Source organism: Bradyrhizobium sp. UBA2491 (genome assembly GCF_002341725.1).
GTDB lineage: Bacteria > Pseudomonadota > Alphaproteobacteria > Rhizobiales > Xanthobacteraceae > Bradyrhizobium.
In genome coordinates, this window is record NZ_DDOP01000059.1 from 126,052 (window position 1) to 138,143 (window position 12,092).

Consider the following 12,092-nt stretch of genomic DNA (forward strand, 5'->3'; position numbering starts at 1 on the left):
GGCGAAGGCCGGGACCCATACGCCGCGGCGGGCGTCGCGAGCGGGACTTGTTGTACCGGCGTTGCACGACAAGCAGCATCGGTGGTTATGGGTCCCGGCCTTCGCCGGGACGACGCCTGAGGGGAGCTGTGGGGTCGCTTCAGCAGAGGCGGGCGATCCAGTACGCCGCGGCCTCTCGGTTCAAGCGCAAACGTCTCTGGAATACTGGATCGCCCGGCCGAGCCGGGCGACGACACTGAACAAGCTGTTCGACGGCTGAATTGGAATCTACTGCAGCGCCATTCCAGAGGTCTTGATCACGGTCGTCAGCTTTTGCCGATCGACCTTCATCAGCTCGGCGAGTTCGTCGAGCGACATCGGCTTGCCGGGAATGTTGGCGAGCGAGAGCTGGCGCTGTACGTCGGGGTTCTGCAACGCCTTGTTGATCGCCGCATTGATCCTGGCGAGCAGCGGGGCCGGCGTCGCGGCCGGCACGTAGATTCCGTACCAGGGCACGTAGGCCGCCTCGGCAAAGCCGGCCTCCGCGATCGTCGGGACGTCGGGCAGGTCGGGGACGCGCTTGTCGGTGAACACCGCGAGCGGCTTGACGCTGCCGGCCTTGATGTGCGGCAGAGCGAGCTCGAGCGAGACGATCTCGAAATGCATCAGGTTGGTCATCAGGTCGATCAGCGCCTGCGGCTGGCCCTTGTAGCCGACATTGGTCAGCTTGATCCCGGCGACCTGAAACAGCTTCTGCGCGCTGAGGTCGATCGACGATCCGGTGCCGGGATTGCCGAAGTTGAACTCTCCGGGCCGCTTGCGGGCCAGCTCGACGAATTCGCCGATGGTCTTTACCGGCATCGACGGATGCACCAGCGCGACGCTTTGATTCCAGACCGCAAGGCCGACGCATTTGAAATCCTTGGCCGCGTTCCAGCCGGCATCCTTGTAGAGATCGGGGTTGACCAGCAAAGCCGGGCCGGTGACGAGCCAGGTGTAGCCGTCCGGTTCGCTGCGCGCGACCGCCGCGGTGCCGATATTGCTGTTGCCGCCGGGACGCGCCTCCACCACGACGGTCTGCTTCCAGTCGCGGCCGACCTGCTCGGTCACCGCGCGCGCAACGATGTCGACGATGCCGCCGGCAGGGTAGGGCACGATGATGTGGATCGGCCGGCTCGGATAATTGTCCTGCGCCCGAGCGCCAGTGCTGCCGCAGAGCGCCGTGACGATGGCCGCGAGCAAAGCCATCGCGGTCGTGATGCCACGCATGTCGTCCTCCCCCATGTGCCGCATCGTTCGTGCGATGCGGATATTGATGCATGATCTCTGGGAAGGCGCCTCACGCGCCTCCGGATCATGCCCTAGCTGTTGGCCACCAGCGAGCGGATGCTGCGGGCGAGCCCGAGGATGCGCGGCCCGCATTCGCGCTCGATCTGCTCGGCGCTGAAGCGGAACGAGGGAATGCCGCAATTCACCGAGAGGCATTCGCCGGTCGGCGTGCGGTAGAGCGGCGCGGCGACGCCGAAGATCTCGCGCCGCCATTCGCCGAGCGAGACGGCGAAGCCGCGCTCGTTGCAGAGCTCGATGTCGGGCAGCGTGCGCCGCTCGACATAGTCGAGCTCTTCGGGACGTTCGGCCTTGACGCGAGCGACATAGGCGTCGCGCTCGTCCTTGGTGAACAGCGACAGCAGCGCGCGCCCGACCGCGGTCGGCGCCAGCGAGGAGACAAAGCCGACGTCAGGCACGTGCGGCACCGCATCCGTGGTGCGCAGCGTCTCGACATAGATGAAGTCGAGCCCGAATGGCATCGCGATCGACACCGTGCCGCCGGCGTAGGCCGCGAAGTCGCGCATCAGCGGACGCGCGAGCTGACGGACCTTGAGCTGCGACAGCACCGGATAGGCGGCGGCGAGCACGCCGAGACCGAGCACGAAGCGGCCCTTGGCGTCGCGCCTGAGATAGCCGAGCTGCTCCAGCGTGTAGGTCAGGCGCGACACGGTCGGCCGCGACAGGCCGGTGTGCTCGGCAAGCTCCGCATTCGACAGCGGACCTGCGTGGTTGCGGAACGCGGCCAACAGGTCGAGCCCGTGCGCCAGGGTGGTCGCAAAGGATGGATCGGTCTGAGGTTCGAGCGAGGACAATGCCGCCATACGAAATAATGGTCGCATTTTTGCTTATCTGTCAAGATATCGGAATGAATTTGCAAATCGTTTCGATATCGGCTTATGTCCCGTCCAAAGATGGGAGGCGGCATGGAATTCGGTCTGTCCGAGCGATCGGAGCGTTGGCGGGGCGATCTGATGGCCTTCTTCGAGCAGGAGGTGCTGCCGCGGCATCGCGCCTGGCTCGACCACGTCCGTACCCACAACGACACGCCGCCCTTCATGGCCGAGCTGCAACGGAAGGCGCGCGCCGCAGGCCTGTGGAATCTCGGCCTGCCCGAACTTGCCGCTGACGAACCGGGCACGCGGCTGTCCAATCTCGACTACGCGCCGCTGGCGGAGATCATGGGACGGCTGTTCTGGGCGCCGGAGGTGTTCAACTGCCAGGCGCCCGATGTCCCGAACATGATCGCGTTGCAGAATTGCGCGACGCCGGAGCAGAAGGCGCGCTGGCTGGCGCCGCTGCTCAACGCCGAGACACGCTCGGCCTTCGGCATGACCGAGCCCGACGTGGCCTCGTCCGATGCCACCAACATCGCGACCCGGATGGTGCGCGACGGCGATCACTACGTGATCAACGGCCGCAAATGGTTCATCACCGGAGCCGCGCATCCGGACTGCAGTTTCCTGATCGTGATGGGGGTGACGGATGCCGGCGCCGAGCGCACCAGCCGGCATTCCTGCATCATCGTGCCGATGGATGCGCCCGGCGTGCGTCTGGTGCGGCGGCTGCGCTGGATGGGCTGCGAGGATCATGTCGCGCCGATCGGCGAGCTGGTGTTCGACGATGTCCGGGTGCCCGCCGAAAACCTGCTCGGTGCCGAGGGTGAGGGCTTCAAGGTCGCGCAGGTCCGGCTCGGGCCGGCGCGCATTCACCACTGCATGCGTTCGATCGGGCTTTGTGAACTCCTGATCGAGCTGATGATGGCGCGCGCCGCCGAACGCAGCGCATTCGGCCGCACCGTGATCCAGTACGATACCGTGCAGCGCTGGATCGCGGAATCCCGCGTCGAGCTGGAGCAGGCGCGGCTGCTCGCCTATCGCTGCGCCTGGCGGCTGGATCAGGCCGGCCATCACGGCGCCTGGCGCGACGTCTCGCTGATCAAGGTCGCGGTGCCGGCGATGCTGCAGAAGATCGCCGACCGCGCGATCCAGGTGTTCGGCGCGATGGGCGGCTCCGACGACACCCCGATTCATCAGGCGCTGGCCTGGGGACGGCTGCTCCGGATCGGCGATGGGCCCGACGAAGTGCATCTGCGGCAGATCTTCCGGATGGAGCCGACGCCGGACTGGTCGATCGCCAATTCGCCCTATCTTGCTGCACATCCCGCCTGAGCGGCGCTACAGTGCCCAGCGACATTCCCTGAACGAGGCGCCTTCCGATGACGATGACCGAGCAAGCCCGAGATGCAAAGCCCGCTGCGATCGACAAGGAGCGGCTGCGCTCGAAATACCGCGAGGAGCGCAACAAGCGGCTGCGTGCCGACGGCAATGACCAGTACCTCCAGATCAAGGGCCAGCTCGCGCATTATCTCGAGGATCCCTACACGCCGGTGGTGGAACGCGCGCCGAAGACCGATCACGTCACCTTCGCCTTCATCGGCGGCGGCTTTGCCGGGCTCGCCACCGCGGCGCGGCTGACCGAGGCCGGCGTCAAGGATGTCCGCATCGTCGAGAAGGGCGGCGATTTCGGCGGCACCTGGTACTGGAACAGATATCCCGGCGCGCAATGCGACACCGCCTCGATGGTCTACATGCCGCTCTTGGAAGAGACCGGCCACATGCCGTCGGAGAAATACGCGCATGCACCGGAGATCCTGGCGCATTGCCAGCGGATCGGGCGGCAGTTCAATCTCTATGACAACGCGCTGTTCCACACCGAGGTGACCGGTCTCGATTGGGACGCGGCGCAATCGCGCTGGATCATCCGCACCACCCGGGGCGATGCCTTCACCGCGCAATATGTCGGCATCGGCACCGGCCCGCTGCATGTGCCGAAGCTGCCCGGCATTGCCGGCATCGAGCGCTTCAAGGGCCACTCGTTCCACACCAGCCGCTGGGACTACGACTACACCGGCGGCGATCCCCGCGGCGCGTTGATGGACAAGCTTGCTGGCAAGCGCGTCGGCATCATCGGCACCGGCGCGACCTCGGTGCAGTGCATTCCCCACCTCGCGCGGGCCTGCAAGGAGCTCTACGTGTTCCAGCGGACGCCGTCGTCGGTCGACGTGCGCGGCAACGGCCCGATCGATCCCACCTGGTTTGCCGATATCGCGACCCCGGGCTGGCAACAGCGCTGGCTGGAGAACTTCACCGCCAATCAGGCCGGCGGATCGGCCGAGGAGGACCTGGTGCAGGATGGCTGGACCGACCTGTCGAAGCGGATCCGCGCCAAGATCATGCTGCTGCCGCGCGAGCAGCGCACCGTGGAGAACATGCGGGCGGCGTTCGAGGACTCGGACTTCGAGAAGATGGAGGAAATCCGCAACCGGATCGACACCATCGTCGGCGATCCCGACACCGCGAAGAACCTCAAGGCCTGGTACGGTCAGCTCTGCAAGCGGCCGTGTTTCCACGACGCCTATCTGCAAGCGTTCAACACCCCGGGCACCCATCTGGTCGATACCGACGGCAAGGGCGTCGAGGAGATTACCGAGAACGGGATTGTCGTCGCCGGCAAGGAATATCCACTCGACTGCATTATCTACGCGTCGGGCTTCGAGGTCGGCACCGAGTACAAGCGGCGGGCGGGGTTCGACGTGGCGGGCCGCGACGGCATCAAGCTGTCGGACTATTGGGGCGAGGGCATGCGCACCAAGCACGGCATCCACGTCCATGGCTTTCCGAACCTGTTCTTCGTGCAGCCGACGCAGGGCGCCAATCTGATCTCCAACGTGCCGCACAACCTGACCGAGGCGGCGCGCACCATCGCCTTGATGGTCGGTCATGCGCGGGACAATGGTTTCAAGGAGATCGAAGTCAGCAAGGACGCCGAGGACCGCTGGATCGAACTGCTGCTGACTGCGGTCGGCCGCATGATCGGCGGCCCCGATTGTACGCCCGGCTATTACAACAATGAGGGACGCGAGCCCGGGCCCGCGGCCAAGCTCAATGTCGGATATCCGGCGGGTGCACTGGCCTATTTCAAATACATCGATGAGTGGCGCAGCAGCGGCCGGTTCGAAGGCCTGCAATTCCGCTGAGTGACGCGCGGACGGGACGGATTTCCGCCAAACGAGGGAGTGCTCGAGTATGACCCAGACAAGTGCAGGTGAACCATCGCACGAGGCTCCGAAGGCGGCGTCCGCGCCGGTCATCGCGCAGCACGAAGCGACCCTGAAGGCGCTGCCATTCGCCGACACCAGGGATTTCGATGATGCCGCGCGCGGCTTCCTCGGCACCATCGAGAACGCGCGCGTCACCTCGGCGCAGGGACGGGTGGTCTGGAGCCTCGAGCCTTACGGCTTCCTGTCCGAGGAGAAGGCGCCCGCGACCGTCGATCCGAGCCTGTGGCGGCAGTCGCGGCTCAACATGCACCACGGCCTGTTCGAGGTGGTGCCGGGTGTCTACCAGGTGCGCGGGCTCGACATCGCCAACATGACGCTGATCGAGGGCGACAAGGGCGTCATCGTGGTCGACACCCTGACCTCGATCGAGGGTGCGCGCGCCGCGATGGAATTGTACTTCCAGCATCGCGGCAAGCGGCCGGTCGCCGCCGTCATCTTCACCCATACCCACACCGACCATTGGGGCGGCGCGCGCGGCGTGCTCGACGACGCCATGCTGGCGGCGGGCGTGCCGATCATCGCGCCGAACTTCTTCATGGAGCACGCGGTCTCCGAGAACATCATCGCCGGGCCGGCGATGCTGCGCCGGGCGCAATACCAGTTCGGGCCGTTCCTCGCCAAGGGCGTGCGTGGCCAGGTCGATTGCGGCCTCGGCAAGACCATGGCGGCGGGCGGCGTGGCGCTGCTGCGGCCGACCGACCTGATCATCGCGACTGGCGACAAGCGGGTGATCGACGGCGTCGAGTTCGAATTCCAGATGGCGCCGAACAGCGAGGCGCCGGCGGAGATGCACTTCTTCATCCCGCGCTACAAACTGTTGAACCTCGCGGAGAACTGCACGCACAATTTCCACAATCTGCTGCCGTTCCGCGGCGCCGACGTGCGCGACGCGCTGGCGTGGTCGAAGTATCTCGGCGAAGCCTTGCAGATGTGGGGCGGCAAGGCCGAGGCGATGTGCGGCCAGCACCATTGGCCGGTGTGGGGGCGCGAGCGGATCGACACCATGATCCGCGAGCAGCGCGACCTCTATAAGTTCGCGCATGACCAGACCATCCGGCTGATGAACCATGGGCTCAATGCCGCCGAGATCGCCGAGACGATCCGGCTGCCTGCGAGCTTAGAGGGCGCCTGGCACGGCCGCGGCTATTATGGCCATATCAGGCACAATGTGAAGGCGATCTACCAGAAGTATCTCGGCTGGTACGACGCCAATCCGGTCAATCTCGATCCCTTGCCGCCGGTCGAGGCCGGCAAGAAATATGTCGAGTATATGGGCGGCGCCGATGCGATCCTGAAGCGCGCCACGGCTGATTTCGCCAAGGGCGAATTCCGCTTCGTCGCGCAGGCCGTCAGCCATCTGGTGTTCGCCGAGCCCGACAACACGGCGGCGCGCGCCCTGCTGGCCGATACGTTCGAGCAGCTCGGCTATGCGGCCGAGAGCTCGACCTGGCGCAACGCCTATCTGTTCGGTGCCCAGGAGCTGCGGCAGGGCATGCCGAAGACGCCGCCGCGCTCGCCGATGCCGCGCGAGACGCTGGCTGCACTGCGGACCGAGCAGCTTTGGGACGTGCTCGGCATCCGCCTCAACGGCCCCAAGGCCGAAGGCAAGCGCATCGTGTTGAACTGGAGCTTCACCGACACCGGCGAGAGCTTCGTGCTCAATCTCGAGAATTCCGCGCTGACCTATGTCAAGGGCGCGCAGGCGGCCGATGCGCACGCCAGCTTCACGCTGGCGCGCAGCGTGCTCGACGTGGTCATCGCCAAGCTGACCACGTTCCCGGAAGCGGTCGGCGCCGGCAAGGTCAAGGTCTCCGGTGAGCCGCTGCGGCTCGGCGAGCTGATGATGCTGATGGACGAGTTTCCGCGGATGTTCGAGATCGTCGAGCCGAAGCGGACGGTGGTGAGGTAGAGCTGCCGAACGTTGACCGTCACCCTGAGGAGCGCGCTCTCTCGCGCGTCTCGAAGGGTCGACGGCCACCGGCCGGGCCGTGCATCCTTCGAGATGCGCTTCGCGCTCCTCAGGATGACGGTTGACGAGTGTGCTCTCAAATCCCGAGATATGCCGCCTGCACCTGCTTGTTGTTGGCGAGTTCGGCGCTCGTGCCCTGCATGATCACGTTGCCGCTTTCCAGCACATAGGCGCGCTGCACCAGCGACAGCGCGCGGCTGACATTCTGCTCGACCAGCAGGATCGCGGTGCCCATCTTGTGGATCTCGCCGATCTTCTCGAAGGTCACGTCGGTCATCACGGGTGCAAGGCCGAGCGAGGGCTCGTCCAGCATCAACAGGCGCGGCTTCAGCATCAACCCGCGGCCGACCGCGACCATCTGCTGCTCGCCGCCGCTCATGGTGCCGGCCAGTTGTTTCCTGCGGTCGGCGAGCCGCGGGAAGATGCTGTAGACCAGCTCCATCGTGCGCGCGCGATCCGCCTTGGCTTTCGGCACATAGGCGCCGATCTCGAGATTTTCCTGCACCGTCATTTCCGGAAACACCTGCCGGCCTTCCGGAACATGCGCGATGCCGAGCTCGGGGATCCGGTAGGGCGGCAGCGTGGCGAGATCGACGCCGTCGAACGTGACCTTGCCGGCGAACAGTTTGACGAGGCCGGAGACCGCGCGCAGCGTCGTGCTCTTGCCGGCGCCGTTGGCTCCCAGAAGGCCGACGGCTTCGCCGGCGCGAATCGAGATGTTGACATCGGTGATCGCGGGGACCGAGCCGTAGCTGGCGCTGACGCCTGAGAGCTCAAGCATGGGCGTCTCCCGGAGGATGCACATAGGAGCCGAGATAGGCGCGGATCACTTCCGGATTCTCCACGATTTCCTTCGGTGCGCCCTCGGCGATCTTCTGGCCATGGTCGAGCACCACGATGTGGCGCGCCACCGCCATGATCGCGCGCATGACGTGTTCGACGATCACGATGGTCAGGCCGCTCGCGGAGAGCTTCCTGACCAGCGCCACTGCCTGGTCGATCTCGGCCGGATTGAGCCCGGCCATCACCTCGTCGAGCAGCAGGATCTTCGGCTGCGTCGCCAGCGCGCGGGCCATCTCGAGCCGGCGCTGGTCGATCGTGGTGAGGTCCTTGGCCGGGGTCTGCTCCTTGGCGCCGAGGCCGACGAATTCGATCGCTTCGAGCGCCTTGGTGCGGGCGGCGGCGATGTGGCGGTCGCGCAGGAAAGCGCCGGTCATCACATTGGCCAGCACCGTCATTGCGCCGAACGGCTTCGCCACCTGGAAGGTGCGGGCCATGCCGAGCGCGCAGACGTCGTGTGGCTTGAGGCCAACGACTTCGTGGCCGAAGGCGAGCACCGAGCCGGAGTCCGGCCGGTGAAATCCCGTGATCAGATGAAAGCTCGTGGTCTTGCCGGCGCCGTTCGGCCCGATCAGCGCGACGGTCTCGTTCTCCTGCACGGTGAAGCTGACGTCCTGCACGGCGCGCAGGCCACCAAAGCGCTTGCTGAGACCCTTGATCACCAATGCTTCCGCCATCGCACCGACCTCAGGCACGCGCCGGCTGGCGCCGGCGGAAACGGTGATAGAGGTCGGTCGCGAACCCGATCAGTCCGGTCGGCCGCCACAGGATCACCGCCATCAGGATCAGGCTGTAGACCGTGAGCTGGATGCCGCCCACCGAGCTGCCGAGCCAGCTTTGCAGCAGCGCCGAGGTGGTTTCCAGCAGCACGGTGCCGATCACCGGTCCCCACAATGTGCCGATGCCGCCGACGATCGATACCAGCGCCGCTTCGATCGAGACGTTGAAGCTGAACGCGGTCGCCGGATCGATGAAGTAGATGTACTGCGTGTAGAAAGTGCCGGCGAGCGCGGTCAGGAACGCGCTGATCATGTAGATGTCGCGCTTGATCTTCGGCGCGTTGACGCCGACCGCCTCGGCGGCGTCCTCATCCTCCCCGATCGCGACGAGATAGTAGCCCATCCAGGATGTCTCGATCCTGTGGGTGATCCAGAGGCCGACGACGAGCAGCCCGAGCACGACGTAGTAATACGAGGACTTCTCCTCGAACTGCATCATCAGCGGCGCGCTGCCGAGGTTCGGGATTGTGGTGCCTTCGGCGCCCCAGGCGAAGTCGCGGAACTTGAGGAAGATCAGCATCAGCACCTGGGCGGTTGCGATGGTCGCGATGGTGAAATAGGGGCCGCGCAGGCGGAAGCACAGCCAGCCGATCGGCAGGCTCGCGAGCATCGCTACCACGCCGCCCGCGATCATCCCGATCCAGGGCGAGATGCCGTAATTCACCTGCATGATGGTCGAGGTGTAGGCGCCGAGGCCGAAATAGGCGGCGTGCCCCAGCGAGAGCTGCTTGGCATAGCCGCCCATCAGGTTCCAGGCGACGCCGATGAACGAGAACAGCAGGATGCGGATGAAAATGTCGATCGCAAACGACGAGGAGACGATTTGCGGCAGCGCGAGCATGACGACCGCGCCGATCGCAAGCCCGAGCCATTTCAACGTGCCTGACGTCTGCATCAGCGGCTCCTCCTGGCGCCAAGGCCGCTCGGCCTGAAGGCCAGCGTCAGCAGCAGCAGCGCGAATACCACGATCAGCCCGGAATCGGCGCCGACGAACTGGATGCCGAGCGATTCCGCGATGCCCATCATCAGGCTTGCGATCAGCGCGCCCATCACATTGCCGAGCGTCCCCATCACGACGGCAACGAACGCCATCAGCACGAACACCTGGCCGACGAACGGATAGGCCGAATAGAACGGCATCAGCAGCGAGCCGGCGGCGCCTGCGAGCGCCAGCGCAGTGCCGAACGCAACCGCAAACACGCGGTTCGGATTGATCCCCATCAGCATCGCGACATCGCGGTTCTGCGATGCCGCGCGCATGGCGCGGCCGAGGTCGGTGGTGTGCAGGAACACCCAGAGCAGGCCGCTCAGCGCCATCGCGACCGCGAAGGCGATCAGCTTGGCCACCGGAATGTACAGGCCGCCGATGTGCCACGCCTCATCCGAATAGGAGGTGTGGACGGTGCGGTAATTGGCGCTGAACAGCATCAGCGAGAGGTTCAACAGCAACAGCGACAGCGCAAAGGTCAGGAAGATCTGCGGCATGTCGTTCGGCCCGAGCACCCGGCGGATCAGGAAGTGCTGGATCAGCACACCGGCCAAAAACAGCACCGGCATCGAGACCACCAGCGAGACCAGCGGATCGATGCCGAACTGGGTGGCGAGGAAGAACGAGATATACATCCCGATCATCACGAACTCGCCCTGGGCGAAATTGACGATCTTGACCACGCCGAAGATCAGCGTGACGCCGATGCTGACGAGCGCGTAGATACCGCCGATGAGCAGGCCGTTGATGACGGCCTGGGCCAGTGTCTCCCACATCTGATCCGACCGCGGTTCAGGTCTTCATCAGCGGGGCGCGGGCGTCTTCCTTGGGGAAGACGCTGACGAGATCGGCGTTCTGCCATTGCACACCGACCGGACGGCCATAGACGTTCTTGCCGTCGGGCCCGAATTTCACCTTGCCGCCCGGCGCCATCGCCGCATAACCCGAGGAGACGTCGAGCGTCGAGAGCGCCTCGCGCACCTTCTTCGGATCGGCGGAGGCGGCACGCTCCAGCGCGTCCGCCAGCATGAAGGTCTGCGCCACCAGGCCACCGGCATATTCGAAGGCGAATTCGCCGGTGCGCTTCTTGAACTCGACATTGACCTTCTGCGCATCGTCGCTGACGTCGTGGTTCCAGTGCGCGACGCCCTGCAGGCCCTCGGCGGCTTTGCCGACATTCTTGTAGAAATCCGGCATCACGAAGCCGCCCGAGCCGCCATTGATCGCGATGTTGAGCCCGACCTGCTTCACCGTACGCACGATCAGGATGAGGTCGTTGAGATAGGACAGCGAGAACAGCGTATTGGCGCCGGAGGCCTTGACCTTGTTGATCAGCGGGCTGGCGTCGGTGAAGCCGGCCGAATAAGGCTCGAACATCACGATCTCCACACCCTCACCCGGCGCCAGCTCCTTGAGCCCGTTCGAGGTCGAGGTGCCGAACGCGGTGTTCTCGAAGATGACGGCGACCTTGGCCTGCTCGCTGACCAGCTTGGCCATCTGCAACTGCGCCTTGGCGAATTGCGAGGCGCGCGCGAACGGCGTGAAGGTGTAGCTGCGTCCCTTGTTGAGCTGGTCGGAGCTCGAGCCGGTGATGATCGGAACCCGGGCGCGCTCGCACACCTCGCTCGCGATCAAGGTCAGTGCGCTGGCGTAGCAGCCGTGGATCGCCGACAGCTTGTTGCCTGATATCAGGCGGTCGGTCTCGGTGCGGGTCACCGTGGTGTCGCTCTGCAAGTCGGAGATGATGAGGTTGAGCTTGGCGCCGCCGAGCGATTTGATGCCGCCGGCCTCGTTGACCATGTCGACCGCGAGCTTCGCCGCGGCGACGCAGCCGGTGCCGATCTGCGCCATGCTTCCGGTGGTCGGATAGAGCGCGCCGATGTTGATCGGGTCGGCGGCCCAGCCTCGTAGCGGCACCGCGCCGAATGCGCCGGCCGCGAGCGCGCCACCGGTCCTGGCGAGGAATTTGCGGCGGTTCAGCTTGGTCCGTGAGGCCTTGGTCGGCGCAGTATTATTAATGGCCGGCGGCTTGCGGTCCCCTGTCATGGCGTTCCCCCTGTGCGACCACGGCCCGGTTGCTCCGTCCGC

The 12,092-nt window shown here is 65.4% G+C and carries 11 protein-coding genes; 4 read left to right on the plus strand and 7 right to left on the minus strand.

The window, feature by feature from the left end:
- Window positions 1-259, plus strand: a 259-nt coding sequence (locus B2W55_RS19530) for a hypothetical protein (protein WP_291532274.1), incomplete at its 5' end; no start/stop codon positions are given.
- 8 nt (window positions 260-267) lie between these two features.
- Here B2W55_RS19530 and B2W55_RS19535 read toward each other — a convergent pair.
- Complete coding sequence (locus tag B2W55_RS19535; protein ID WP_035635711.1) at window positions 268-1,248, minus strand: Bug family tripartite tricarboxylate transporter substrate binding protein; 981 nt, start codon at window positions 1,246-1,248, stop codon at window positions 268-270.
- 92 nt (window positions 1,249-1,340) lie between these two features.
- Window positions 1,341-2,147, minus strand: coding sequence for an IclR family transcriptional regulator (locus B2W55_RS19540; protein ID WP_043855501.1), 807 nt, complete (start codon window positions 2,145-2,147; stop codon window positions 1,341-1,343).
- Window positions 2,148-2,231: 84 nt separating this feature from the next.
- On the opposite strand from B2W55_RS19540, the gene B2W55_RS19545 reads away from it, so the two are divergent.
- The 3 genes from B2W55_RS19545 to B2W55_RS19555 are packed head-to-tail and all read left to right on the plus strand — an operon-like array spanning window position 2,232 to window position 7,337.
- Entirely contained in the window at window positions 2,232-3,476 is a 1,245-nt protein-coding gene (locus B2W55_RS19545) for an acyl-CoA dehydrogenase family protein (RefSeq protein ID WP_024580822.1), read from the plus strand.
- A gap of 47 nt (window positions 3,477-3,523) precedes the next feature.
- A complete protein-coding gene (locus B2W55_RS19550; protein ID WP_024580823.1) occupies window positions 3,524-5,344 on the plus strand; it encodes a flavin-containing monooxygenase in 1,821 nt (606 codons plus the stop codon).
- Window positions 5,345-5,393: 49 nt separating this feature from the next.
- Entirely contained in the window at window positions 5,394-7,337 is a 1,944-nt protein-coding gene (locus B2W55_RS19555; protein ID WP_024580824.1) for an alkyl/aryl-sulfatase, read from the plus strand.
- 136 nt (window positions 7,338-7,473) lie between these two features.
- On the opposite strand, the gene B2W55_RS19560 is transcribed toward B2W55_RS19555, so the two are convergent.
- From B2W55_RS19560 to B2W55_RS19580, 5 genes are read right to left on the minus strand one after another with little or no spacing between them, the layout of a single operon-like run.
- Window positions 7,474-8,178 (minus strand): ABC transporter ATP-binding protein, encoded by a 705-nt coding sequence (locus tag B2W55_RS19560; RefSeq protein ID WP_024580825.1) that lies wholly within the window; start codon window positions 8,176-8,178, stop codon window positions 7,474-7,476.
- On the minus strand, window positions 8,171-8,914 hold the full coding sequence (locus tag B2W55_RS19565) for an ABC transporter ATP-binding protein (RefSeq protein WP_024580826.1): 744 nt from the start codon (window positions 8,912-8,914) through the stop codon (window positions 8,171-8,173). Before B2W55_RS19565 ends, B2W55_RS19560 begins: the two co-directional genes overlap by 8 nt.
- A 10-nt stretch (window positions 8,915-8,924) precedes the next feature.
- Window positions 8,925-9,911 (minus strand): branched-chain amino acid ABC transporter permease, encoded by a 987-nt coding sequence (locus tag B2W55_RS19570; RefSeq protein WP_024580827.1) that lies wholly within the window; start codon window positions 9,909-9,911, stop codon window positions 8,925-8,927.
- Window positions 9,911-10,780 carry a branched-chain amino acid ABC transporter permease gene (locus B2W55_RS19575; RefSeq protein WP_024580828.1) on the minus strand — a complete coding sequence of 290 codons (870 nt, stop codon included), beginning with the start codon at window positions 10,778-10,780 and terminating at the stop codon, window positions 9,911-9,913. The genes B2W55_RS19570 and B2W55_RS19575 overlap by 1 nt, the downstream gene beginning before the upstream one ends.
- Window positions 10,781-10,796: 16 nt before the next feature.
- Window positions 10,797-12,050 (minus strand): ABC transporter substrate-binding protein, encoded by a 1,254-nt coding sequence (locus tag B2W55_RS19580; RefSeq protein ID WP_024580829.1) that lies wholly within the window; start codon window positions 12,048-12,050, stop codon window positions 10,797-10,799.
- Window positions 12,051-12,092 lie beyond the last annotated feature (42 nt).

What these genes read in the sequence shown, in the direction of transcription:
- B2W55_RS19535 (WP_035635711.1), bottom strand. Translation starts at nt 1,248, where the DNA reads ATGCGTGGCATCACGACCGCGATGGCTTTGCTCGCGGCCATCGTCACG.
- B2W55_RS19540 (WP_043855501.1), bottom strand. Translation starts at nt 2,147, where the DNA reads ATGCGACCATTATTTCGTATGGCGGCATTGTCCTCGCTCGAACCTCAG.
- B2W55_RS19545 (WP_024580822.1), top strand. Translation starts at nt 2,232, where the DNA reads ATGGAATTCGGTCTGTCCGAGCGATCGGAGCGTTGGCGGGGCGATCTG.
- B2W55_RS19550 (WP_024580823.1), top strand. Translation starts at nt 3,524, where the DNA reads ATGACGATGACCGAGCAAGCCCGAGATGCAAAGCCCGCTGCGATCGAC.
- B2W55_RS19555 (WP_024580824.1), top strand. Translation starts at nt 5,394, where the DNA reads ATGACCCAGACAAGTGCAGGTGAACCATCGCACGAGGCTCCGAAGGCG.
- B2W55_RS19560 (WP_024580825.1), bottom strand. Translation starts at nt 8,178, where the DNA reads ATGCTTGAGCTCTCAGGCGTCAGCGCCAGCTACGGCTCGGTCCCCGCG.
- B2W55_RS19565 (WP_024580826.1), bottom strand. Translation starts at nt 8,914, where the DNA reads ATGGCGGAAGCATTGGTGATCAAGGGTCTCAGCAAGCGCTTTGGTGGC.
- B2W55_RS19570 (WP_024580827.1), bottom strand. Translation starts at nt 9,911, where the DNA reads ATGCAGACGTCAGGCACGTTGAAATGGCTCGGGCTTGCGATCGGCGCG.
- B2W55_RS19575 (WP_024580828.1), bottom strand. Translation starts at nt 10,780, where the DNA reads ATGTGGGAGACACTGGCCCAGGCCGTCATCAACGGCCTGCTCATCGGC.
- B2W55_RS19580 (WP_024580829.1), bottom strand. Translation starts at nt 12,050, where the DNA reads ATGACAGGGGACCGCAAGCCGCCGGCCATTAATAATACTGCGCCGACC.